This is a genomic window from Sulfitobacter sp. SK025 (assembly GCF_003352105.1).
Lineage (GTDB): Bacteria > Pseudomonadota > Alphaproteobacteria > Rhodobacterales > Rhodobacteraceae > Sulfitobacter > Sulfitobacter pontiacus.
The window spans coordinates 553,413-578,249 of the sequence record NZ_CP025808.1 but is presented as its reverse complement, the minus strand read 5'-3'; the positions used below and the strand labels follow the sequence as shown (position 1 = coordinate 578,249).

19 protein-coding genes are annotated in these 24,837 nt (G+C 61.0%); 4 read left to right on the top strand and 15 right to left on the bottom strand.

What is annotated here, in order from left to right:
- Positions 1 to 74 precede the first annotated feature (74 nt).
- The 4 genes from C1J04_RS02655 to C1J04_RS02640 all read left to right on the top strand — a co-directional run bounded on the left by C1J04_RS02655 (position 75) and on the right by C1J04_RS02640 (position 4,195).
- Positions 75 to 1,673 carry a phosphoethanolamine transferase gene (locus tag C1J04_RS02655; RefSeq protein ID WP_009825847.1) on the top strand — a complete coding sequence of 533 codons (1,599 nt, stop codon included), beginning with the start codon at positions 75 to 77 and terminating at the stop codon, positions 1,671 to 1,673.
- On the top strand, positions 1,670 to 2,071 hold the full coding sequence (locus C1J04_RS02650) for a diacylglycerol kinase (RefSeq protein WP_009825846.1): 402 nt from the start codon (positions 1,670 to 1,672) through the stop codon (positions 2,069 to 2,071). Before C1J04_RS02655 ends, C1J04_RS02650 begins: the two co-directional genes overlap by 4 nt.
- Before the next feature lie 112 nt (positions 2,072 to 2,183).
- Positions 2,184 to 2,840 carry a response regulator transcription factor gene (locus C1J04_RS02645; protein ID WP_009825845.1) on the top strand — a complete coding sequence of 219 codons (657 nt, stop codon included), beginning with the start codon at positions 2,184 to 2,186 and terminating at the stop codon, positions 2,838 to 2,840.
- The gene (locus tag C1J04_RS02640; protein ID WP_009825844.1) at positions 2,837 to 4,195 is read left to right on the top strand and encodes a sensor histidine kinase; all 1,359 of its coding nucleotides are present in this window, start codon (positions 2,837 to 2,839) and stop codon (positions 4,193 to 4,195) included. Before C1J04_RS02645 ends, C1J04_RS02640 begins: the two co-directional genes overlap by 4 nt.
- A gap of 57 nt (positions 4,196 to 4,252) precedes the next feature.
- On the opposite strand, the gene C1J04_RS02635 is transcribed toward C1J04_RS02640, so the two are convergent.
- The 15 genes from C1J04_RS02635 to C1J04_RS02570 all read right to left on the bottom strand — a co-directional run bounded on the left by C1J04_RS02635 (position 4,253) and on the right by C1J04_RS02570 (position 24,744).
- Positions 4,253 to 5,950: an ABC transporter ATP-binding protein gene (locus C1J04_RS02635; RefSeq protein WP_009825843.1), complete on the bottom strand. Its 1,698-nt coding sequence runs from the start codon at positions 5,948 to 5,950 to the stop codon at positions 4,253 to 4,255.
- 31 nt (positions 5,951 to 5,981) lie between these two features.
- Positions 5,982 to 6,746 (bottom strand): ABC transporter ATP-binding protein, encoded by a 765-nt coding sequence (locus C1J04_RS02630; protein WP_009825842.1) that lies wholly within the window; start codon positions 6,744 to 6,746, stop codon positions 5,982 to 5,984.
- A complete protein-coding gene (gene fhuB / locus C1J04_RS02625) occupies positions 6,743 to 8,725 on the bottom strand; it encodes a Fe(3+)-hydroxamate ABC transporter permease FhuB (RefSeq protein WP_009825841.1) in 1,983 nt (660 codons plus the stop codon). The genes C1J04_RS02630 and fhuB overlap by 4 nt, the downstream gene beginning before the upstream one ends.
- Positions 8,722 to 9,543, bottom strand: coding sequence for an ABC transporter substrate-binding protein (locus tag C1J04_RS02620; protein WP_114865397.1), 822 nt, complete (start codon positions 9,541 to 9,543; stop codon positions 8,722 to 8,724). Before C1J04_RS02620 ends, fhuB begins: the two co-directional genes overlap by 4 nt.
- Before the next feature lie 53 nt (positions 9,544 to 9,596).
- Positions 9,597 to 11,735: a TonB-dependent siderophore receptor gene (locus C1J04_RS02615; protein ID WP_009825839.1), complete on the bottom strand. Its 2,139-nt coding sequence runs from the start codon at positions 11,733 to 11,735 to the stop codon at positions 9,597 to 9,599.
- 102 nt (positions 11,736 to 11,837) lie between these two features.
- A complete protein-coding gene (locus tag C1J04_RS02610) occupies positions 11,838 to 12,443 on the bottom strand; it encodes a helix-turn-helix domain-containing protein (RefSeq protein ID WP_009825838.1) in 606 nt (201 codons plus the stop codon).
- Positions 12,444 to 12,506: 63 nt separating this feature from the next.
- Positions 12,507 to 12,710: a hypothetical protein gene (locus C1J04_RS19520; RefSeq protein ID WP_254655140.1), complete on the bottom strand. Its 204-nt coding sequence runs from the start codon at positions 12,708 to 12,710 to the stop codon at positions 12,507 to 12,509.
- A gap of 132 nt (positions 12,711 to 12,842) precedes the next feature.
- On the bottom strand, positions 12,843 to 14,261 hold the full coding sequence (gene cysG, locus C1J04_RS02605; RefSeq protein ID WP_037954074.1) for a siroheme synthase CysG: 1,419 nt from the start codon (positions 14,259 to 14,261) through the stop codon (positions 12,843 to 12,845).
- Positions 14,258 to 15,193, bottom strand: coding sequence for a glycosyl transferase family protein (locus tag C1J04_RS02600; protein ID WP_009825835.1), 936 nt, complete (start codon positions 15,191 to 15,193; stop codon positions 14,258 to 14,260). Before C1J04_RS02600 ends, cysG begins: the two co-directional genes overlap by 4 nt.
- Entirely contained in the window at positions 15,190 to 17,766 is a 2,577-nt protein-coding gene (locus C1J04_RS02595) for a nitrate reductase (protein WP_083779627.1), read from the bottom strand. The genes C1J04_RS02600 and C1J04_RS02595 overlap by 4 nt, the downstream gene beginning before the upstream one ends.
- Positions 17,763 to 18,098, bottom strand: coding sequence for a nitrite reductase small subunit NirD (nirD, locus tag C1J04_RS02590; protein ID WP_009825833.1), 336 nt, complete (start codon positions 18,096 to 18,098; stop codon positions 17,763 to 17,765). The genes C1J04_RS02595 and nirD overlap by 4 nt, the downstream gene beginning before the upstream one ends.
- Positions 18,095 to 20,521: a nitrite reductase large subunit NirB gene (gene nirB, locus C1J04_RS02585; protein WP_009825832.1), complete on the bottom strand. Its 2,427-nt coding sequence runs from the start codon at positions 20,519 to 20,521 to the stop codon at positions 18,095 to 18,097. Before nirB ends, nirD begins: the two co-directional genes overlap by 4 nt.
- Positions 20,522 to 20,525: 4 nt before the next feature.
- Entirely contained in the window at positions 20,526 to 22,211 is a 1,686-nt protein-coding gene (locus tag C1J04_RS02580; RefSeq protein ID WP_174226593.1) for an ABC transporter ATP-binding protein, read from the bottom strand.
- 5 nt (positions 22,212 to 22,216) lie between these two features.
- Entirely contained in the window at positions 22,217 to 23,290 is a 1,074-nt protein-coding gene (locus C1J04_RS02575; RefSeq protein ID WP_009825830.1) for an ABC transporter permease, read from the bottom strand.
- A gap of 83 nt (positions 23,291 to 23,373) precedes the next feature.
- Complete coding sequence (locus C1J04_RS02570) at positions 23,374 to 24,744, bottom strand: CmpA/NrtA family ABC transporter substrate-binding protein (protein ID WP_009825829.1); 1,371 nt, start codon at positions 24,742 to 24,744, stop codon at positions 23,374 to 23,376.
- Between the last annotated feature and the right edge of the window lie 93 nt (positions 24,745 to 24,837).

The window sequence follows — 24,837 nt, the reverse complement described above, 5'->3', positions numbered from 1 at the left end:
GCTCTATTATGGCCTCTGTGAAGACCCTTTTATCCCGGCTAGCCGTTCTGCGTGAACGGATAAGCATCTCCCCCGTGCTGCTGACCGTTCTTTCCATCGCATTCGTGTTCAGTGTCGATAATAGCACATTCTGGAACATCTCAAGGGATGTCTTCTCGGGCCACCTATTGTCGCTCGCGGGTTTTATGGGGGCTGTGTTCTGTTTGACGCTGGCCGCCTTCAGCCTGTTCGCATACCCGTGGACGGTTAAACCGTTTCTGGTCTCGATGCTTATACTGGCCGCCATGACGTCTTATTACGTCGATACACTTGGCATTATCGTTGACCGCGACATGATCCAAAATGTCATGGTGACCACCGTCGCGGAATCCCGGCATCTGATAACACCTGGCTACATCACCCATATTATTGGCTTCGGTGTGTTGCCCGCGCTCATCGTGATCTGGGTGCCAATTCGACCCCAGACGCGGATCAGGGCGGCTGTAACGCCGATAGTGACCTTTGTTGTCAGCCTTGCATTGGCCGCAGGATTGCTGATGTCAGACCTGAAATCCTATGCGTCGATCCTGCGCGAGCGGAAGGATTTCATGAGCAGCTACCAGCCCGGTGCCCCGTTGGTAGGCGCGATCCGATACGCCAAGATGATGTCGCGTTCGGCCAATCTGGTCCTCACCAGCACCGGAACGGATGCAAGGGGCGGTTCTGCCTATGACGCGCCGCAAAAGCCTATGCTGACCGTTGTCGTTGCGGGGGAAACCGCGCGGGCGCAGAATTTCAGCTTGAACGGATACGGCGTCGACACGAACCCAGAGCTGTCCAAGCTGCCAATTATCAACTTCAGCAATATCCAGTCCTGTGGCACTGCCACGGCGGTGTCACTGCCTTGTATGTTCTCAAAATACAGCCGAGATGACTACAGCTTTGAAAAAGGCACCTCGACCGAGAATGTGCTAGATGTCTTCGGGCATGCCGGGCTGCAGGTCGAATGGTGGGACAATAACACCGGCGACAAAGCGATTGCCGCACGGTTCAAGACACGCAGATTCAACGATCTGACCGACCCGGAGTTCTGTGCAACGGGTGAATGTATCGACGGCATATTCCTTGAGCCGTTGAAAGACTACATCGCATCGATCAAGCAGGACACGGTCCTGGTTCTGCACCAGATCGGCAGTCACGGGCCGACCTATTATCAGCGCTATCCGGCGGCATTTGAACGCTTCATACCCGCATGCCGTACGGCGGAGTTCAAGAAATGCACCCCGCAGGAGATCACCAATGCCTATGATAACACCATCGCCTATACGGATCAGATCCTTGCCCAGACGATAAAAATGCTTGCCGCGAATGAAGCTTTGGCCACGTCACTGCTTTATGTGTCCGACCACGGTGAATCGCTTGGCGAACGCGGGCTGTATTTGCACGGGGCACCCTATTTCATGGCCCCGGACACGCAGACCCATGTTCCGATGCTCCTATGGATGTCAGACGCATTCCGAACCCGCTTTGGCATCGATGAAAGCTGTGTGGCGGAACAGAAGGACAAGCCGCTGTCACACGACAACCTGTTCCATTCCCTACTTGGGATGCTCGACATCAACACCGCAGAGCGTAACCCCGATCTGGATATCTTCGATTCCTGCAAAACAAATGCTGAGGTGGCCAAGATATGAAGCCGGAAATTATCAAACCGCTTGAGAAACCCGAACGCGTTACGGGGGTCGCCCATCTGTTTGCCGCTGCGGGCTATTCGATTGGCGGGCTGCGACGTCTTTGGATGGAAACCGCGTTCAGGCATATCATTGTGGCGCTGCCAATCGGTAGTGTTCTGCTCTACATCATGGATGCGGGTGTCGCTGATTTTCTGGTCTTTCTGGTCCTCTTTTCGGCTCTTGTCGCGGTCGAGGCTCTGAATACGGCGATCGAATGTATCGTCGACCACCTCGCTCCACAGTGGGAGGTTTTCGCCCGTGACGCCAAAGACCTTGGTTCGCTCGCAACCATGTGCTTGCTTTTCGCGAACGGTTTTTTCATGGCTGTGGTCGCTTTGCGCTATTTCGGGATGGCCTGAGATATGCCGATGAGCCGGTCGCAGAAAATAGAATGCCCCAAGCCTGAAACTATGATCATGTCAGCGGCAGCCGAATTGGCTAAGCCGCGTCTCGGAACTGGACAGTAACATTATGCGCATACTCTTGATCGAGGATGAAAAAGCTTTGGCGCGGCCGCTGAAAGAGCATCTGGAGGCGGATCGCCACATTGTCGAATGGTTCTGCACCCTGGACGAGGCAGACGCCGCGCTGCGTACGCTATCCTATGATGTCGTACTTCTGGACCTGCAGTTGCCTGATGGCGACGGGTTGAATTTTCTAAGCAAACTGCGGGCAAAGGCCATACGCACGCCGATCCTCATTCTCACCGCCCGCGACAAGGTGTCGGACCGGATAGAGGGGTTGAACAGAGGTGCTGATGACTATGTGATCAAGCCTTTTGACCTAGATGAGGTCAAAGCGCGCATCCATACCGTCTGTCGACGCAGCGCCAACCAGTTTGCCCAAACGGTTCAGCTGCACGATGTGGTGGTCAATCTGTCCGATCACACCGTCATGCGCGCTGAGCAGCCCGTACGTCTGACCGCTAAGGAATGGGGCGTCTTCGAAACGCTACTGCGCCGCAAACCCCAGATCGTGCCGAAGGAGAGCCTTGAAGCTGCCATCTATGACTACGGCGAAGAAGTCGAAAGCAACGCGATCGAGGCACATATCAGCCGTTTGCGCACGAAATTAGGCAAAGACCTTATCGCCACGCACCGTGGTTTAGGCTACGCCTTGACCTCATGACACTCCGCCACAAAAGTCTGGTTCAGTCGCTGCTTGGGTCGCTGCTTGTGCCCGGGCTGGCGGTGATGGTGATTGGCGTTTTGATCGTCCAGCATATCTTCAAGGACGAGTATGACGAGCTGCTTGACGCCAGCCTGATTGGCAAGGCGCATCTCTTGGTGGAGTTCATCGAAACGACCCAAGGCGACGCGGGCTTTGACGTGGGCGGCTTGCTGGATTTTGAAAGCAAACTGCGTAAGCCGGATGAACGCGCGTTGATGTGGTATCTGGATCCGGATGGTCAGGTCTACGCGCAGTCAAAAAGCGTTGGTGCTTTTGCGCTTCCCACGCCATTGGCCACGGGGCTAAGCACCGCCGCCGGGCATCGCTTTATCATGCTCCGTTCAGATCAGCCCGAGACGGGCAGCGTCGTTGTGGCCGAGCCGATGGTGGAACGCAATGAGGCGATAACCGATGTGGTGATCGCTGTGGCGATCGGTTTTGGCCTGTTGGGGGCGCTATTTGCGTTATCCTCCTTCTGGGCGGTTCGACGATCAGTCGCGATGATTGCCGAGCTCAGCCGGAACATCGCAGAAAAGAACGAACACAACCTTTCCCCGATTGAACGCGAGAATGTCTTTTCCGAAATAACCCCGGCGATTGATACGCTTGACGGGCTCATGGGGCGACTTGACCGCGCCATCACCGCAGAACGTGCCTTTGCCACGAATGCCGCGCATGAATTGCGCACCCCCGTTGCCATTTGTCTGGCGCAGGCGCAGCGGCTGCGGGCAAAGCTGAGCGACCCCGCAAAGATCGACAATATCGTCGAAATCGAAACCGGTCTGAAGCGGCTTGAGCGCTTGATCGAGCGCCTATTGCAATTATCAAGGGCGCAATCAGGACTGGGCCTCAATGCGGTCGCGACGGATGTTTCCCCGGTGATCACGCTTTTGATGTCCGAGATGCGCAGCCGAAGCCGCACCCCGGAAAAGATCGAATTGAAGTTTCCCGAAACACATTTTTCAACGCGCGTTGATCCGGATGCCCTTGGGATCATCCTGAACAATATGTTCGACAACGCCCTGAAGCACGCTAGCGGCCCTTTGCCCACGGTTGTAGACGCCAGCCAATCGGGGAGAGTTGCCGTCGTGAACGATTGCGCCCCTCTCTCACCCGCGGACCTCGACCGCATAAAGCAGCGGTTCAACCGGCGTGGCGCGCTGTCAGATGGATACGGGCTGGGACTGTCGATCATACAAGATCTATGCGCCCAGTCCGGATGCCAACTTGAAATTTACGTACCCCGGGAACTGAGCCCGCGCGGTTTCGCCGCCGTCTTGCGCCTGCCCGAGACGACGAACGGCCTAAGGTGACTTTCCCCAACTGATCCAGAAGCACGCCCGACCGACCCACGCGTTGTAAAATGCGTGTCAGGTCAGCCGCGCGTAAAGGCCATTGCGCGCGCGCAGGCTGTCGTGTGTTCCGGCTTCGACCTTGCGCCCTGCCTCCATGACGATGATCTGGTCGGCATGTTTCACTGTCTCAAGCCGATGCGCGATAATGAGCGTGGTGCGGCCCTTTGAAAGCCGCTCCAACGCCTGCTGGATGTCACGCTCCGTCTCGCGATCCAGCGCCGATGTTGCCTCGTCCAGGATCAGGATCGGCGGGTTTTTCAGGAAAGCGCGGGCAATGGCGACGCGCTGCTTCTGCCCGCCCGACAGCATGACACCCCGCTCACCCACGATGGTTTCCAGCCCCTCGGGCAGTGCGGAGACGAGCGCGCACAACTGGGCATTCTCGACCGCGGCATCCAGTTCCGCCGCCGTGGCATCGAGTTTGCCGTACAGGATATTCTCGCGCAGGGTGGACCCGAATAGGAACACATCCTGAGAGACCAACCCGATCTGAGAGCGCAGACTGTTCAGGGTCATATCCGCAATGTCGATCCCATCAATCGTGATCCGCCCGCCGGAAGGGTCGTAAAACCGCGGGAGCAATGCCAGAAGCGTTGTCTTGCCTGCACCCGACGGCCCGACGAAAGCCACTGTCTCACCGGCTTTGGCGGTCAAGGTGACGTTGTGCAGAATGGGCAACGGGCTGTCATAGGCAAATGACACATCTTCAAAAGCGACCTCGCCTTGCGTGACGGTCACTGCGACGGCATCCGGCCGATCGCTGACATCGCGGTCGGTCTGCAACAATTCGGTGTAGCGTTGGAAACCGGCGATACCGCGGGGATAGGTTTCAATCACAGCGGCAATTTTCTCCAGCGGGCGGAAAAAGACGCTGACCAGCAGCAGGAAGCCGACAAAGCCGCCCGTGGTCAGCGACCCTTCCAGCACAAAACCCGCACCCGCCACCATCACCACAACCTGCACGAAACGCAGGCCCATGTAATGAATCGCACTGGCCTTCGCCATGATCGCATAGGCCGACAGTTTGGTCCTGCGATAGGCTGCGTTGTCACGCGCGAACAACGTTTCTTCGTGACCTTCATTGGCAAAGGCCTGCAAGACCCGGATGCCGCTGATGGCTTCCTCCAGGCGCACGTTAAAGGCCCCCACACGCGCATAGATATCGCGCCAGGACCGTGTCATGCGCGCCCCGTAAACGGCCACGACCCAGATCATCAGCGGCACGATCACGACCGTAATCAGGGCGAGCGTGACATGCAGATTGATCATCAACGCAAACGCCCCAACAAAAGTGACCACCGCGATAAACAGGTCTTCGGGGCCGTGGTGCGCGACCTCGCCTATCTCTTCCAGATCGCGGGTCACGCGGGCGACAAGCTTGCCGGTACGCGCACGGTCATACCAGCGCCAAGACAGCCGGGTCAGATGCGAAAAAGCGCGGCGGCGCATCTCGGTCTCGATCTCGATCCCCAGACGGTGCCCCCAATAGATCACCACCCCCATCAGCGCGGTATTGACCAGATACACCAGCAACAGCCCAATCGCGGCCAGTATGGTCAGCCTCAGGTCGCCAAGCGGCAGCAGGTGATCGATGAAGGCGGTGATGGCAAGCGGGAAGGCAAGCTCCAGCAAGCCGGACAGCACAGCAGAGCCGAAGTCCACCCAGAACAGGCGCGTGTGGGGACGATAGTATTCGAAAAATTGGCGGAGCATAAGGCTGGCTTTCGGATGAATATGGTCGGGGTCAAATCGGATGAACGACCGGGCTGGGCTTTGTGTCGATGACCTGCATGGGCAGTCCGTAGATCCGCTGAAGCGCGTCCGGGTCAAGCAGGCAGTGCGCCGCGCCTTCAAGCGCCACGCGCCCGGCATCCAGCGCGATAACATGGTCGCAAAAGCGCACCGCCATATTCACGTCATGCAGCACCACCACGGCAGAAAACGACCCGGCGTTGACCGTTTCACGCAGCAGCCCCAGCACTTCGATCTGATGGGCCACATCCAGCGCCGAGATCGGCTCATCCAGCAGCAGGCTACGCGCCCCCTGCGCCAGCATCATCGCTATCCACGACCGTTGTTTTTCCCCGCCCGACATGGTGTCGACCATCTGGCCGCGCTTGTGCTCCAGACCACATTGCGCAATCGCCGTATCAATTATAAAGCGATCCTCGGGGCCCAATCGACCCAAGGCTCCGCGCCACGGGTACCGGCCAAGCGCGACCAGCTCCTCCAGCCACAGCCCTTCGGTCGGGGGCGTCACCTGCGGCAGAAACGCCAGATCGCGGGCAAAATCCCGCGGCTTCCAGTCCCTCAGATCTTGGCCGCCATAGTGGATGGTTCCGGCGCTCGGCCGGGTTTGCGCAGCGAGCATTTTCAGCAGCGTTGATTTGCCCGACCCGTTGCGCCCGACAAGCGCCGTGATCCCGGGCTTGATCGCCAAGGAAAGGTGATCAACCAGCCGCCGCTTGGGCACGTCAAAGCAGACATTTTCAAGCGTAAAGAGGGTCATGCGTGTCTCCGTCCGAGCAGGGCAATGAAAAGCCAGGGCGTGCCGATCAGCGTCGCGAAAAGCCCCAGCGGCAGGTCGTAGGGGTAGCTGGCGGTGCGCGCGCCAAAGGCCGCGAGGCTCATGAGCAATGCACCCAGACACCAGCTGGCAGCCAGAAACGGCGCAGGGCGCAGCAGGCCAAGGCTGCGGGCGATATGCGGGGCCATCAGGCCAACGAAACTGACCGGGCCGACCAGCACGCTTGCCGCGCCGGTGGCCAGCCCTGCCGCCAGCACAACTGCAAGCCGCACGACGCCAAGCGGCACCCCCAGACCCTGCGCGACACCCGATCCCAGCGGCAGGATGTCGAACCAGCGCGACAGCAAAAGCGCCGCGCCAAGCGCCGCCACCGCCATCGCGGAAAGCGCCATCGCCCCTGCGACCGTGACCCGTGTCGCGCTTCCCGCAAGCCACCCCAGCAAGGACCATGCTCTGGGATCACCTGACGCCATAATCGCCGCCAGCAGGGCCGAGGCGAAGGCTCCGATCGCCAGTCCCGCCAGCAACAGCCGCGCCGATGCCATATCACTGCGCGCCGCATAGGCGGACAGGATGATCAGCGTCGCCGCCGCCCCGCCAGAAGACCCGAGCGCCAGCGCCACGGGCGACGGGGTAGGCAGCAGGAACAGCGTCGCCGCATAGCCAAGCGCGGCACCACCGGTCACGCCCAGAACCTCGGGCGCGGCCATCGGGTTTGCCGTCACCCGTTGCAGGGCGGCGCCCGAAAGCGCCAGCAGCGCTCCGGCAGCGGCAGCCGCCAGAATGGCCGTGGCCCGCAATGGCACGAAACTCGCCGCAATCGCGCCCGATATCACGCCCCAGCCATCAGGCCCGCGGGTGCCAAACAGGCTCAGCACGGCAAAGGCGACCGTCGCGCAGGCCAGCAGAGCAACCCGCCGCCACGGGCGCGGCGCCCGCGGTGGTAGACTGTCGTTACGCTCGGCCTCAGGCGGGACAATGTTGCGCAACCGCGGGAGCAAAGCGATCAAAAGCGGCCCGCCGATCAGCCCGGTCAGCGCGCCCGTCGGCAGTTCTGGCAGCCCAAAGGCAGCAAGCGCCAGCAGCGCGCTGTCCACCAGCCACAGCAGCAGCGCGCCCGCCAGTGGTGCGGCCAGCAGAACCTGCGCCACGCTGCGCGCGCCAAAACGCCGTGCCAAGGCCGGTGCCGCCAGCCCGACAAACCCGACCAGTCCCACCTCGGCAGAGACCATGGCCGAGACGCACACCGCCAACGCAAGCGCCGCGACCCGTATCGCCCCGACCTGCGTCCCAAGCGCCTTGGCCGTGGCTCCGCCAAGACTTAGGACCACCAGTGGCCGCACCAGCAAGGCGGCCCCCGCCGCCCCCAGCACCAGCACCACAGTCAGTCGGATCACCCCGTGCCAGCTGTCTTGTGAAAGCGATCCGCCGTTCCAGATCACCAGCGACAGCAGGTAATGCCCCTGCCCCAATGTGAGAGCGGTAGAGATGGCCGAGGCAAGCATGCCCACCAGCATCCCCGCGATGGTGACCGTAACAGGCGCAAAGCTACGCCGCGCGCCAAGCGCCATGACAATCAGCGCTGCAAGCCCGCCTCCGACCAATGCGACAGGGCCGGGACCAAGGGCGAGCATATTCGGCCATAGCAGCGTGGCGCAGACCAGCGCCAGCTGTGCACCCGAGGCCACGCCAAGGGTCGTCGGATCAGCCAACGGATTGCGCAGCACCGCCTGCATCAAGGCGCCCGACAGCCCCAGAAGCGCCCCGATCAGCAGGGCAATCACCGCCCGCGGCATCAACCCGAAGGCAAAGAGGATCTGTTCGGGCGACAGGTCTTGCGGCCCTGCGATAGGCAGCACCCATTGCGCCGCGGGCAGGGCGGCAAGGGCTGCGATGGTCCATAGGCACGCCGCGCCGATGGCGGCCACAAGGGGCAGCGTCAAAAAGGGCGGACGGATCATGCGGCTTCCAGCGCCGTCACAAGATGGGACGCAAAACGCAGCCCGGAAGGCGCCCCGCCAAAGGGCATCTGATCGGGTAGATACGACACGCGACCCGCCCGCACGGGGGGCAGCGCGGACCAAAGCGCGCTTTGGCCAATCGCGCGCCGTGCAGTGACCGGCAAAGCGCCCGCGATGACCAGATGCGCCTGCGGAAAATCGATCAATCTGGACAGAGGGACGGGGGCATTGAATCCGAATTCAGTATCGCCGTCCCAGGCATTCGTCAGGCCGATCCGGCGAAGCGCCCCGCCATACAGGCTGTCGCTGCCATAGATCTGCACATGACGCGCATCCCCCACCGTCATCACCACAAAGGGGCGCGCGGCAAAGCTTGTCACCCGTGCGCGCAGCGCATCGAAAGCGGTCTCAAAGTCCTGACGCACCAGGTGGCCAACCTCTCCTTGGTCCAGCTGTATGGCCAATGTCTCCAGCCCCGACAGCGCCTTGGGCAGCGCCGGTACGGTCGGGATGAACATATTTTGCGTGAACACCGGTGCGATACGTCCCAGCTGCGGTTCAACGAAACTGTAGAAATTCGACGACAGGATCAGGTCAGGGGCGACAAGGCTCAGCGCTTCGAGGTTGGGGCTGCCGCGCAACCCGACATCCGCACAGCCCGGGGGCAGCGTCACCGCCGTACCGCGCAGGAATTGACGTTTCTCTGCCACGGCAACCAACGGCAGGTCGAGGGCGGCAGCGGTTTCCGCCATCGCCCAGTCAATCGCGGCGAGGCGCGATCCCCCCCAACCGCGTGCGCCGCGCGCGCGAGATGCCACAAGAGCGCAGGCTCCTGTGGCAATGATCGCGCGGCGCGTCAGGGTGATGGGCTTTACCACTTCTTGGACAGCGTCGCAGAGATCGTGCGCCCGTCGCCATAGTAGGTCGAGAAATAGCCCACCGACGACACATAGGCCTCGTCTGTCAGGTTGGTCACATTGACCTGCAGTTCCGTGCCGTCGTCAAAGTCATAGGACACGGCCGCATCCAGCAGCGTCACAGAGTCGAGCTGATTGGCATTGGCGTTGAACGCATAGCGTTCTCCGATGAACCGCGCGCCTGCGCCCACGGTCAGCCCGGCAAGCGGCCCGCCCTGTATCTCTTTTGATGCCCACAGCTTGAAGGTATGTTTCGGGGTCAGCCCCAGTTCGTTGCCATTGTTGTCACCGCCGATGATCTCGCTGTCGGTAAAGGAGTAGCCGCCCGTCACGCTCCAGCCGTCGGCCAGATTGGCACGGCCTTCCAGCTCTAGCCCGCGGATGCGGGATTTGCCGACCTGATCATAGGCCCGCACACCGGCCCCATTCTGTACATAGACGGGGCGGTTCTTTTCTTCGAGCTGATAGACCGAAGCCGACAGATACGCATCAAGGGTGGCGGGCAGGTATTTCGCGCCAACTTCCCATTGCTCGCCCGTGGTCGGGTCAAGCGCTGTGCCCGTATCGCCCGGTTCTGCAAAGCTTTGGAACGAGGTGCCATAGGACAGGTAGGCCGACACGCCATTGTCCCAGACATAGCCAAGACTTGCCTGACCGGTGGTGGCGCTGTCGTCGCGTGTCAGATCAACGGTGCCGGGCGTGCCGCCAGAGCCCGGAACGGTGTAGAGCGTGTTGGACTGCCCTTCGGATTGGTTGCGATCATGGCGCAGGGCCAGACCAGCGCGCCAATTGCCATATTCGATTTCGTCGCTGGCGTAGATGCCGACCTGTTCCACGGTCACATTCTTGTTCGCATACCAGCTTGCCCCGTCGCGCACCGGCGTGATCGGGCTGTAGTCTGGCGCGGCAACATCAATGCTGTCCTGACCATAGTAAAACACGCTGAGCGCGGATTCTTCGAACCGGCTGGCATCGATACCAAAGGCGAGATTATGCAGCACATCGCCGGTCAGCGCCGAGCCTTCAAGCCGCAGGTCCGTGGCATAAGACGTCACATCTTCGTCTTGCAACAGCTGTGTGCGCGCCACATCGGGGCCGGTCACGCCGCCGACAGAAAGGTTGGAATAGGACCAGTCGAATTTCGTCACGCCCGTGTTGCTGACCAGCCGCCAGCCATTATCAAACGTGTGGGTGACCTGCGCGCCCAGATTAAGCACCTTGCGGTCGCCGTACTCCAATGCCTCATTGCCGAAGTAGAAGTCGCGCAGGTCTTCGTCGGAACGGGTGCCGACCAGCCCGTTGGGCACGCCCGAGGGGGAATCCGGGTCGTCATCCTGATAGGACAGCAGGAATTCTACCGTCGTTGCATCGGTCGCGTGGTATTTCGCGGCAAAGCCCAGATAGGCCCCGGGGTTGTCGTATTCATCGATCCCCAGAACGCGATTGCCCGCCTTGCCGACGATGCGGTAAGCAAAGCGGTCATCGACCACGCGGTTGGCATCACCAAAGACATAATAGGACCCGTTGCCATCCGCATGCAGGCCCAGCTCGGTCGTGTCGCCATCAGATTGCGCGCGTTTCTGGATCAGGTTCACCAGCCCGGCGGGCGACCCTGCCCCGTATAGCACCGAATTGGGGCCGCGCAGAAGCTCCACCCGTTCCATGCCGTAAAGATCAAGCGAGGGCGCGCCATAGTTCGGGCGCGTAGAGCGGCTGAATTGCAACCCGTTGAGGTAAATCTGGTTTTGCAGGTCCGCCCCGCGGACCGAAATTGAATCAAACCGCGGGTCCGCCCCATAGGCTTCGGTCACGACACCCGCCGCATAGCCAAGCGCCTCTGACAGATTGTTGGCGGCCGTATCCTCGATCTGGTCGGTGGTGACCACCGTGACGGAGGACGGCGTTTCCAGCAAGGACCGCCCGCTTTTGGTCGACGCCGTGGTGCCCGCGGCATAGCCCACCACCGGGCCGGTCGGGTCTTCTTCGGACTGGATAATGATCTCGCCCAGATCAACGGCGTCCTGCGCCATCGCCACACCGGCAGACAGGGCCAGCGCGCTGGTCCCCAGCATCAAGAAAAAGGTGAACTTCATGGATATACGTCCCGCTGTTTATTTTTCCGAGTATTTAACTCAGTTATAAGGCGGCGTCTTGAACGCATCCGCCGTCATTTGTCCCAATCCGCTGTAAACGTATCACTGAATATCGCGTCGCCACTGCGATGGCGGCACCCCGACAGACCGGCGAAAGACCCGTGACAGATGGGCTTGATCGGAAAAACCGGTTGCCGCCGCGATGTCGGCAAGGGGGCGTCCGGGGTCGGCCATCATCTCCTTGGCGGCGACGACGCGACACTCGGCGATCCAGCGTTGCGGCGACAGACCCGAGGTTTGCTTGAACGCGCGGCTGAACCAGCTTTCGGAGAGCCCCGCCAAATCGGCCAATTCTCCCACACCGACGGGGCGAAATATATTCTGCGCCATGTACTGCCGAACCGCCGTCATATGCTGAGGCGACAGCCCGCCGGACGCAGGCAGGGCGTTTTGCGACGCCGGGTCCATCACTGCGCCCAAAAGCGATTGCAGCAGGCCTTCCAAGACCATCGTCCCGCGTTGAGGGGTCTCCACTTCGCGGGCCGCCAGACGGCCAAGGGTCAGCAGCACGCTATCCTCCGGCGCAAACATCACGCGGCGGGGCAGCTCTGATACACCGATCGCACCAAGCCGTGTCTGCAATGCAGCTGCGTCAAAATGGAAATCGATATGGCTGAGCCTTTGGGCCTTGCCCAGCTTGCTCCACAACGGGGTGCCTGCCGGTACAAAGAAAGCCCGCGTTCCGAATTGGGCCGTCGTCCCCTCGCCCGTTCAAAGCGCGATCAGCGGCGGGGTGTCATCCAGAAAGACGACAAGGCGCGGATCCGGCGCGGTGTAATACCCGCCGCCCCCTTGGTCCCCGTCGACATGCCAGACATCTGCGACAGCCCCCGACAAGGGCCGAAACCGTAAGGGCTTGATCGTGCGCAGGTTGCGGGTCTGCGCCTCCATACGAGGGACAAAAACCTGTGGCACATAGGATTTTGATAGAGGGCCGGATGACATGACGACGCGCTGAGACAGCTCCAGAATTCTGAAACCATTTTCTGACAAATTTACTCGGATAGGTCAATTCCGCAACATCCCCGCGGGGATCGTCACCAAGGGTCAGTCTTGCACCATCGATACGACGCGCCCCACTGCGCTTTGCACCGAGGGCATATCGGCCTGATGGGCCTCCCGAGGCCACCGGATGAACAGCATGGCCTCGCCTGCGATCCTATTAGCGCTCAGCGTCGCTTCCAGATCTTGAAGGGAGCACCGCAAAATCTTCTGATCCTTGCGCTGCGCTTTCGCGGCGATTTGCAGGTCGAACTGAACCCCCGGATGCGCTGTCTTTAGGTGATCCACAATCTGTGGCGCAGCCCCCACGGCCATGTAAAGCGCCACGCATGTGCCGGGTCTGATATCCTTGATCGGTTCGGGCACCGTATATCCATCTTGGCGATGGCCGGTCGTCAGCACCACGGTGTCGATCTTGCCCCGATCCGTCAGGCTTTCACCGATGCTCGCGGCCGCGGCGCATGCGGCGGTGACGCCGGGAATGATCTCGAATGCGATACCGCTGGCTTTCAGCGCATCGACTTCCTCTGTGCTGCGCCCGAACACCCCCGGATCACCACATTTCAGACGCACAACGCGCTGGCCGCGTTTGGCAGCCATCACCAGGGTCTGCGTGATTTTCTCTTGCGGCCAGCTGTGACAGCCCGGAGCCTTGCCGACGTAAATGCGCTCGGCGTCACGACGGGCCAATTCAAGGATTTCAGGGTCAAGCAACCGGTCATAATAGATCACATCCGCTTCTTGCAGACGCTGCACGCCGCGCAGGGTGATCAGATCCTTCGCCCCCGGTCCTGCGCCAACAAGGCTGACGCTGCCGCCCGCAGCGGTGCCGAAGTCGCCCGTTTCAATGGCCGACTTGATACGCTTGGCCGCCGCGCGTTCGGCACCGGCGGCAAACATCCAGCGCGGGCTGTCGTTGAAAACCCAACGCCACAGATCGCGACGCGCGCGCGGATCAAGGCGCGCAGACGCTTTCCCCCGCAACCGGCCCGCAAGTGCAGCTAGATCCCCCAGCCGCGGCTCCAGCATTTCCTCTACTTTCGTCTTGATCTGGCGGGCCAGCACCGGGGCTGCCCCCTCGGTACCGATGGCTACGACCACCGGATCACGGTCCACGATGGAAGGCGTGATCGCGTCGCAAAGCTGTGGCTGGTCGACCACGTTAACAATCGCCCCGGCCTCTTTGGCCAAAACATGCAGCGCCATGTCCGCACCAGGGCAGCCAGTGGCGATAAAGGCCAGCGCGGTGTCTGAAAAGCTATTCGGGGTGATTGGACCGTCGTGAAGTGTGACACGGCCCGATGCAGCAAGGTCCGACAGTTCGGCATCGAATGTAGCGGCCCAGATCTCGACCGTCGCTTCGGTTTTCAGGATCAGTCGCGCCTTCTGGGCGGCCTGCTCGCCGCCCCCCATGATCACGACGCGGCGGCCCGCCATTTGCAGGAACATTGGAAATGTCTTCATGCGGATTGCTCCTTTGACTGGTGTCGCTGGTCCCAAAGGCTGCGCGCCAATTGGTCGGCTTGAGAGAGCGTCGGAGACGCCTTCAGCGTCCACAGCGCAAGTGCCGCAGTGCCGGTCACCGTGGCGATTGCGAAAGGGTCGTCCACGCGTCCCTGCCACAGGCCATGCAGGTCGATGACATCGCCTGTTTCATGCAAACGCCGGGTGTCATGCAGGATTGACGCGGCGGTCTGCTGGATATGCGCCCCGTCGCGCAGGCCGAACAGGGCGATGTCCTTGGAGGGATGTCGCTCGAATTCGCCGCCGCCCCCTTTGATGATGCTCAGATCCTGCTGGCCCAACAGCTGCGCGGCTTGGGCCTGCAGGCTGCGGTAGGACGGGTGGAACACGCCTTGCACCGTCGCCGGGGCCTCGGACGGGTTCCACATCCGCAAAACCGTATTGAAGCACGATCTGAGGCCGAGCGTATCGCGCAGGTTCAAGATGCCGAAAGCCGCAGGGCTTAGGGTTTCTAGCGGGGTATAGGCCACCTGCGGCCCGGCAAGATCAATGACCTCGCGCACCGATGCATTGGCCGATTGATGCGAATTCCACCCGTGCATCGAAATGCTGTAACCGGCCTGCCCCACCAGCCGCGCAGCAAGCAAGAACAGCGGCACCCCCCGGCTGCGGCCTGCGGCATAGGACGGCCAGTCCAGATCCGCTTTGGGCAGTTTGCCCACCACATGTGCGCGCAATGCTGCGGTGAAACCGGCAATCTCTTCGGGGGTTTCGCCGCGCAGACGCATGACCATCAACAGCGCGCCGACCGCTTCGGGGGCAGCATCACCGCGTAAGATCAGCGCCATCGCGTCCTGAGCTTCGGCCAAGGTCATCGCGCGGGCACGCCCCTTGCCGCGCGCGACGATCCGGACATAGGGGGCCAGGTTCATTCTGCGGCCATCCGTTGCAAGGTCTGATCCAGCAAGGCGGCGAGTTCGGGTTTGCACGACCCGCAGTTTGTCCCCGCGCAGGTGGCGTCGCCCAAGGCCGCGACGGTAGAGGCCCCGCCAGCGATAGCCGCCAGCAAGGTGTTGCGCCCCACATCAAAACAGGCACAGACCGTAGCACCCGGGTCCGGCCGGTCAGCGGCATTGCGCCCGGCGAGCGCCGCCAACGCCGATGTGTCCGTCCCGATCAGCGCGATAATCGCACTGCGCGAAACAACCACCGGATTGGGGGATACGAAAAGCAGCCCGGTGATCCGCCCACCTTGGGTTATCGCAATCCGCACGCCACCGGTCGCCGCGTCGGATTGGAGCGAAAGATCACCCTCCGCCTGCCCCGTCAGAAGGCGGGCCTCGGCCTCCCAATCCTCGGGGTTTTTGCTGCCCGCCAGCTCTGCCTGCCAGCCGGTATTGGTGCGGGCCACGGCGGCATAGGTGGTGTGCGGCGCGGGTTCCGCGACGCTTGCCAGAAAGCCGTACCATTTCGCCTTGAAAACCTCGGCAGTGACAGCGCTGGCCTTCAAGGCGGGTTGACCTGAAATCGGATCGGTTAGCGGCGTCATGACGCTATTGACCGTGCCCGCGGTGCTGCGCTGACGTGTCCAGTGCATTGGCGCGAACAACGCGCCTTGGGCGACGCGCGGGGTGATCAACGCCCGCATCAAAACGCGACCACGGCTGTTTTGCAGCGCGATCAACGCCCCGGGGAGCGCCCCCAATGCGGCGGCATCAACTGGGTTCATCTCTACATACGGTTCGGCCAGATGTGCCCCAAGCCGCGCCGATTTGCCCGTGCGCGTCATCGTGTGCCACTGGTCGCGGTTCCGTCCGGTATTGAGCGTAAAGCGTGAATTCAGCGATACAGGGGATGTCACGGCAACCATCTGCGCCTTGCCGTCAGGATGATAATATTGCCCGTCCGCAAAGAAACGCGCCCCATTGCGCGGCCATTGGGTCGGCACCATTGTCGCGTAATCCGCATCGGCAAAAATGCTCAGATCAAGATCGCGCGGGAAGGCCGAAGCAGCCTGATCAAGCGCGACATATTCGGCAAAGACATCCGCGGATGAGCCATAGGAAAAGGCATCCGAAAACCCCATACGCGTGGCCACGTCGCTGATGATCTTCCAGTCGGGCCGCGCATCACCGGGGGCGGGCAGAAAGGCGCGCTGGCGCGAAATGCGCCGTTCGGAATTGGTCACGGTGCCGTCTTTTTCACCCCAACCGGTGGCGGGTAGCAGGACGTCAGCCAAAGCGTTGGTATCCGTCTTCTCCATGATGTCAGACGTAACAACAAAGGGCACGTTTGCAATTGCCGCCGCCACGCCATCGGCATCGGGCAACGACACCGCGGGGTTGGTCGAGATCACCCACAGTGCCTTGATCTGCCCGTCGGCACAGGCCTCGAACAGATCGACAGCCTTCAGTCCCGGTTTGGTGCAGATCGTCGGGCTTTGCCAGAATCCCTGCACCGCGCTGCGGTGCGCTTCATCCCCGATCTCTAGGTGGTTTGCCAGCATATTGGCCAGACCGCCCACTTCGCGTCCTCCCATGGCATTGGGCTGGCCGGTCAATGAGAAAGGGCCCATCCCCGCCTTGCCGATGCGCCCTGTGGCAAGATGGCAATTCAGGATCGCGTTTACCTTATCCGTGCCACAGACCGATTGGTTGACGCCTTGGGAGTACGCGGTGACGACTTTGGGCGTGTTTGCCCAAAGCGCATAGAAATCAGCCAATTCCCGAGCGTTCAACCCGCTGTCCGCCGGATCACTGGCCTGTGCCGCCGCCAGCGCCGCGTCCAGCCCGTTCACATGGTTTTCCGTATAGGCCGTGTCGAGTTTTCCGGTCTCTGCCAGATACGCCAGCAACCCATTGAACAAGGCAACATCCCCGTCGGGGGAAATCCTCAGATGCACATCCGCCAGATCGGTGGTCGCCGTCCGGCGCGGATCGACATTGACGATCCGCATATGGGGGCGCGCCTGTTTTGCGGCGGCAATACGCTGGTGCAGGACCGGATGGCACCACGCCAGATTGGACCCGACAAGCACAACCAGATCGGCTTGCTCCAGATCTTCATAGGTGCCGGGAACGGTATCGGTGCCGAAGGCACGCTTGTGACCCGCGACAGAGGAGGCCATGCACAAACGTGAATTCGTGTCGATATTGGCCGCCCCGATGAACCCCTTCATCAGCTTGTTGGCGACATAATAGTCTTCGATCAGCATCTGGCCCGAGGCGTAGAAGGCGACGCTTTCCGGCCCATGCTGCGCGATGGCATCGCTGAACCTCTGCGCCACCATATCCAGCGCCGCATCCCAGTCTGCCCGCACCCCGTTGATCTGCGGATGCAAAAGCCGCCCGTCCAGATCGATGGTTTCCCCCAAGGCAGCGCCTTTGGAGCAGAGCCGCCCGAAGTTGGCCGGATGATCCGGATCCCCCTTGATTGTACCATCGGCGGCCGCCAGCACACCGCAACCTACACCGCAATAAGGGCAAGTGGTGCGCGTGAGGGTCATGCGGCGCTCCGCGCTTGCAGGAACGTCCGGTCCAACAGGATGCGCCCGCCTTCCACCCGCGCCGGATAGGTCGCGACGCGGCCCGCGTCCGCGCCCTGCGCCTCTCCGGTCTCGAGAGAGAATACCCAGTTGTGCAGCGGGCAGGTCACGGATTTGCCATGCACGATGCCTTCGGCCAATGGCCCCGCCTTGTGCGGACAGGCATTATCAAGCGCAAAGACCTCATCCTCGGCCGTGCGGAACACCGCGACACAGCCAAGCGTGGTCTTGATCATCCGCGCACCGCGCTGTGGCACATCATCAAGTGCTGCGATATCGATCCAGCTGGTCATTCCGCAGCCTCCAGTGACAGGGTTGCAAGGGGTTTGTAGCGCTCGGCCAGCTGGGTCACGTGTTCGGCCCACGGGTCTTTGCGGTAAATCGTCTGGCTCAGCTCGAAGCGATCAACCAAAGCGTCGCCTTCGGCAGCAACCCGTTCCTTGATCCAGTCCAGACCGACCTTGGCCATCCATTTGTAAATGCGATCAAGGTATTTGGCATTCTCGCGATATAGCTGGGTCACCGCCTTGATCACATTGATCGCCTCTTGCTCGGTCGGCACCTGGATCAGCAATTCGGTTTCCCTCACGTCCATACCGGCCGCCCCGCCGATGCTGATCTGGTATCCGCTGTCGACACAGATGACCCCGATGTCCTTGCAGGTCGCTTCTGCGCAATTGCGCGGGCAGCCCGACACCCCGAGTTTCAGTTTATGCGGCGTCCAGGCCCCCCAGAGTTCTTTCTCAAGCTGGATACCCAGTCCGGTGCTGTCCTGGGTGCCAAAGCGGCAATGATCCGTGCCGACACAGGTTTTGACCGTGCGCAGCCCTTTGGAATAGGCATGTCCCGACACCATGCCGGCCGCGTTCAGATCAGCCCAGATGTCGGGCAGATCCTCGCTTTTTACGCCCAATAGGTCGATCCGCTGCCCGCCGGTGACCTTGACCGTCGGCACCATGTATTTATCCGCCGCATCGGCAATGGCACGCAGTTCGTCGGGCGTGGTGATCCCACCCCACATGCGCGGCACGACGCTGTAGGTGCCGTCCTTCTGGATGTTGGCGTGTTTGCGTTCGTTGATGAAACGCGATTGCGGATCGTCGCGATATTCCAGCGGCCAATCAGCAAGCAGATAGAAGTTCAACGCGGGGCGGCAGACATGGCAGCCGTCGGGCGTCTTCCACCCGCATTCCTGCCAGACCGCCGGCATCGAGGTCAGTCGCTGCGACTTGATCATCCGCCGCACGTCTTCGTGGGTCATGTCGGTGCAGCCGCAGATCGACGCTGCGGCAGGCAAGACGAAATCATCCCCCAGCGTGACCGCCAATACCTGTTCGACCAACCCGGTGCACGTCCCGCAGGATGCGCTGGCCTTGGTCGTCGCTTTGATCGCGCCCAGATCAGAGGCACCCGCCGCGATGGCGTCTTCGATTTGTCCTTTGCAGATACCGTTGCAGCCACAGATCTCCGCGTCACGCGGTAAGGCTGCAACAGCTGCTAAAGGGTCCAGGGGGGTCCCCCCTTGGTAGGCCGGGCCAAAAATCAGCGTATCGCGCATGTCCGCGATGTCGGTCTTGTCGCGTATCAGGCCAAAGAACCAGTTGCTGTCGGCGGTGTCGCCATACATCACCGCCCCGATCACCACGTTGTTCTTGATCACCAGACGGCGATAAACACCCCGCGCCGGATCGCGAAAGACGATATCCTCGCGCCCCTCGCCATCGGCAAAATCGCCCGCACTGAACAGATCACAGCCCGTCACCTTGAGCTTGGTCGACAGCTCTTTCGGGACAAAGGTCGATGACTGCCCCAGCAGGGTCTGCGCCGCCACCTTTGCCTGATCGTACAGCGGTGCCACCAGACCGAACAGCGCGCCATTATGTTCCACGCATTCCCCGACCGCCAGCACGTCAGGGTCGGAGGTCACCATCTGGTCATCTACATGGATGCCCTTTCCAACGGCCAAGCCTGCGCCCTGCCCGAGGGCCACGTTGGGGCGGATGCCCACGGCCATGACCAGCAAATCGCAGGGCAGTTCCGTCCCGACATCCAGCAGCAGGGCACGGACCTTTCCGTTCTCGCCCAGGATCTGCTTGGAGTTTGCGGCGCATTTGACGGTGATGCCCTTATCCGTCAGGGCGCGGCGCAGCAGATAGCCTGCGGCCTCGTCCAATTGCCGCTCCATCAAATGCCCCATGATGTGCACAACGGTCACGTCGACGCCGCGGGCCGCCATGCCTGCCGCCGCCTCCAACCCTAGCAGCCCGCCGCCGATCACGACGCATTTGTTGCCTTCGCCCAGCCCCATCATCCGTTCGGTGTCTTCCAGATCGCGGTAGGCGATGACGCCGTCCAGATCGTGACCCGGCAAGGGGATCATAAAGGGGTTCGATCCGGTGCCCAGAACCAGCTTGTCATAGGACACCGTGCCATTCTCGCCCGTTACCGTCTTTGCTGCGCGGTCTATTTCCAGCACCTTTTCGCCAAAACGGCAGGTGATGTCATTTTCGGCGTACCATCCATCATCATGGGTGACGATGTCGGCATAGGTCTTCTCTCCCGACAGGACCGGGGACAGCATGATGCGGTTGTAGTTGCCCCGTGCCTCTGCGTTGAAAAGGGTGATGTCATAGGCATCGCGGTCCTGTTCCAGAAGGTGCTCCAGCACCCGACCGGAGGCCATACCGGCACCGATAACGACAAGTTTCTGTTTCATGGTCTCACTCCGCCGCGATTGCTTTGGGTTTCGGTGTCCCGCCGGAGGCAGGTGATTTCGGCGCATTGCCGTGTTCGTATTCCTCGAGGAAATCGAGCACTTCTTGCCGGTAGCTGTAATAGTCGGGGTGTTCGAGCAGCGCCTTGCGGGTGCGTGGACGCGGCAGATTTACGTCGGTGATCTTGCCGATGGTGGCTTGGGGTCCGTTGGTCATCATCACCACGCGGTCGGCCAGCAGGATCGCCTCGTCCACATCATGGGTCACGCAGATCGCCGTCACTTTGGTGCGCGACCAGACTTCCATCAGCACTTCCTGCAATTCCCAGCGGGTCAGACTGTCGAGCATGCCGAAAGGTTCATCCAGCAGCAGCAGTTTGGGCGATAGGGCAAAGGCACGGGCGATGCCGACGCGCTGTTTCATCCCGTTCGACAGGCTGGCGGCATTCTTGTCCATACTGTCTGCCAGCCCGACACGTTCAAGGTAGTATTCCACCACATCCTGACGTTCCGCCTGCGACGCGCGGGGATAGACTTTGTCGACACCAATGGCGACGTTCTCCTTGGCCGAGAGCCACGGGAACAGATTGGGCGACTGGAACACGACGGCGCGTTCGGGGTCTGCACCTTGGACGTTCCACCCGTCCAGACGGATCGCACCTTTCGAGATCGGGTTCAGCCCCGCAGCCATCGTCAGCACAGTGGATTTACCGCAGCCCGAATGCCCGATCAGCGAGATAAATTCGCCCCTGTTGATCTTGAGATCAAAGTTCTCGACCACGGTCAGCGGCCCTTTCGGCGTCGGATACACCTTGTCGAGCTGCGAGAAATTCAGGAATTTTTCCTGGATGGCACCTTCCTGCGCCTTGGAGACTGCCGCGGGCACTGAATGGATCGGCATGACATTGGGCAGCATACGCGTTTCTTCGACTTTCGCGGCGATGCCGATGTCCATCAGATAGGTCGTGACCTGTCCGCGCAGCGCCTTGAATGCCGCATCATTGTTCATCGCAATCCGGTCGCGGGGGCGCGGAATGTCGACTTTGAATGCGTCCCCAAGCGTGCCGTCCGGATTAAGGGCGATGATCCGATCCGCCAGAATGATCGCTTCATCCACATCATTGGTGATCAGGACGCAGGTTTTCTTGTCTTCGTCCCAGATCGCCTCGATCTCATCCGCGAGATTGGCGCGGGTCAGGGCGTCGAGCGCCGACAGCGGCTCATCCAGCAGCAGCATTTCGGGGTCCATCGCCAGGGCGCGTGCCACATTGACCCGCTGGCGCATCCCACCGGACAATTCAGCAGGGCGGCGCGTGGCCGCATGGGACAGGCCCACCATGTTGACATAGTGATCGACCTTGGCCGCCCGTTCGAGTTTGGAGAGATCAGGGAACATCGTATCGACAGCAAGCCTGACGTTGCCCTGCACGGTCAGCCACGGCATCAGAGAATAGTTCTGAAAGATCACACCGCGTTCGCGGCCCGGTTCGGTGATGGGCTTTCCCTTGTAGGTCACGCTGCCCGAGGTCGGCTGCTCTAGCCCCGCCATCAGATTGATCAACGTGGTCTTGCCGGTGCCCGAGAACCCGAGGATGACGACGAATTCACCTTCGGCAACCTCAAGGGAGATGTCCTTGAGAACGGGTTGGGTGCCATAGGTTTTGGTGACATTGTTGAAGTTCAAGATACCCATATCGATCACCGGTTATTCGAGAAGGTGAACATGGACTGGAGCGCATACATCACACGGTCCAGAAGGAAGCCGATGATGCCGATGGTCAGCACCGCGACCATGATCCGCGCCAGACTTTGCGAGCTGCCGTTCTGGAATTCATCCCAGACGAATTTTCCAAGCCCGGGGTTCTGCGCCAGCATTTCCGCCGCGATCAAAACCATCCAGCCCACACCAAGCGACAGCCGCAGCCCGGTAAAGATCAATGGCAGCGCCGAGGGCAGCACCAGTTTGGTGATCTTGGTATAGGTATTCATTTTCAGCACGCGACTGACGCTGACAAGATCCTTGTCGATGCTGGCGACGCCAAGGGATGTATTGATCAGCGTGGGCCAGAGCGAGCAGAGCGTCACGGTGATCGCCGAGATGAGGAACGACTTGGAGAACATACCGTCATTGGTGCTATAGACGGCTGATACGATCATGGTCACGATGGGCAGCCATGCCAGTGGCGAGACCGGTTTGAAGATCTGTATCAGCGGATTCAGCGCCGCATTCGCTGTTACAGACAAGCCCGCAGCGATGCCCAATGGGATCGCAACGATCGACGCAATGAGAAAACCGAAAAGCACCGTTTTGATCGAGGTCCATATCTGGTCGTAGTAGGTTGGCTTGCCTGTATAGGCGCGATCACGCACACGATCTGTGTTGCCACTTGCGATATGCTTGGCGTTGCGCGCCTCTTGCCGCTCGTAGAATGCGGCTTCGCGTTCGCCCTCTCGGATGGCGTCCTGATGCAACTCGCCCACCTGCTCCCAGACTTGGGCAGGGCCGGGCACAGCCCCGAGCGAGGTTTGAACCTTGGGGGCCAAGCTTGCCCAGAGGGTCAGGAAGATCGCAATCGCCAAGAGCGGCACGCCTAGAAGCCGCCAGATCTCGCCCGCCTGCGCGCGCGGATTATCCCCCGCAGCGGCCTTCAGGATCGGTGTCATCCAAGACAGGCCAAAGACGCTGAACCATGCATCGGCCTTGTTGATCCGGGCAAAGCGCCGCGCGCGGCGGGCTTCGATATCGAGTGTGTTTGTGTCAATCGCGGTCATATCGGCTGTCCAATTGCTGCTTTTGATGAAAGTGGCTCCCTCCCCCTTCCGCTTTGCGGTGTGGCAAAGCGCGGGGGCGGGGTTTAGCCTTCGACCTTGCTGTCGACGACCGTTTGACCGGACTTCAGACCGATGGGCAGGCTGTCGATATAGGCGTTCGGCGCGCGTCCGTCGTAGCTGATCCCGTCGATGATATCGGCAGCCGGTGTCGGTGCTTTGAAGCCGTCGCTATCCCAAGGGAACGCCGCTTCGTCGGCCATACCCTCGTCCACCAGCAGCCTTGCGGCCTGTAGGTAGATGTCCGGGCGATACACGTCTGCAGCCGTCTCGAAATACCATTCATCCGGCTTTGTCTCGTCGATCTGGCCCCAGCGACGCATCTGGGTCAGATACCAGATCGCGTCTGAATAGAACGGATAGGTCGCATTGTAGCGGAAGAAGACGTTGAAGTCGGGGGCGGGGCGCACATCCCCTTTCTCGAACTCGAAAAAGCCGGTCATGGAGTTGGCGATCACATCCGCATCCGCGCCCACATATTCAGAGCGCGACAACATCTCCACCGCTTCCTCGCGGTTGGCGTTGTCGTTGGCATCAAGCCACATTGCCGCGCGGATCAGTGCCTTGGTCAGGGCCAGCGTGGTGTTGGGGTTGTCCTCGGCAAATTCGGCGGTAATGCCAAAGACCTTCTCGGGGTTGTTTTTCCACATGTCGTAGTCGGTGATCACCGGCACGCCGATCCCTTTGAAAACCGCCTGCTGGTTCCAAGGCTCACCCACGGCGTAGCCCGATATCGTCCCCGCTTCCATTGTCGCAGGCATCTGCGGTGGCGGCGTCACGGACAGCAGCACATCCGCATCAATCTGGCCGGAAATATCTTGCGCGCTATAGTAGCCGGGTTTCAGTCCGCCCGCCGCAAGCCAGTACCGGATCTCGTAGTTGTGGGTCGAAACGGGAAAGACCATGCCCATATTGAACGGCTCGCCGCGGTCCTTATAGCCCTCGACCACCGGAGCCAAAGCACTGGCGCTGATGGGATGCTGCGGCCGACCATCGTCCATCGTGGGCACGTTCGGCTTCATCTCGTCCCAGATGTCATTGGAAACGGTGATCGCATTGCCGTTCAGGTCCATCGAGAAGGGCGTGATGATATGCGCTTTGGTGCCATAGCCGATCGTTGCCGCCAGCGGTTGGCCCGCCAGCATATGCGCTCCGTCCAGCTGGCCGTCGATCACGCCGTCCAGCAGCACTTTCCAGTTGGCCTGCGCCTCAAGTCTGACAAAAAGCCCCTCGTCCTCAAAGTATCCCAGCTCGTAGGCCACGGCCAAAGGTGCCATATCGGTCAGCTTGATAAAGCCAAAGGTCAGCTCCTCTTTCTCAAGCGCCAGCATTTCGGCCGACGCCGCGGTCGCCATCAGACTTGTCGAGGCGAGCAGGAGTGCGAATGTATTTTTCATGGGTCATGTCCTTTCATGGCCCCGGAGGGCAGAAACGAAAAAAGCCGCACGTATGGTTCACGGGGAAGAAATCCGTGCTCCGTACGAGCGGCA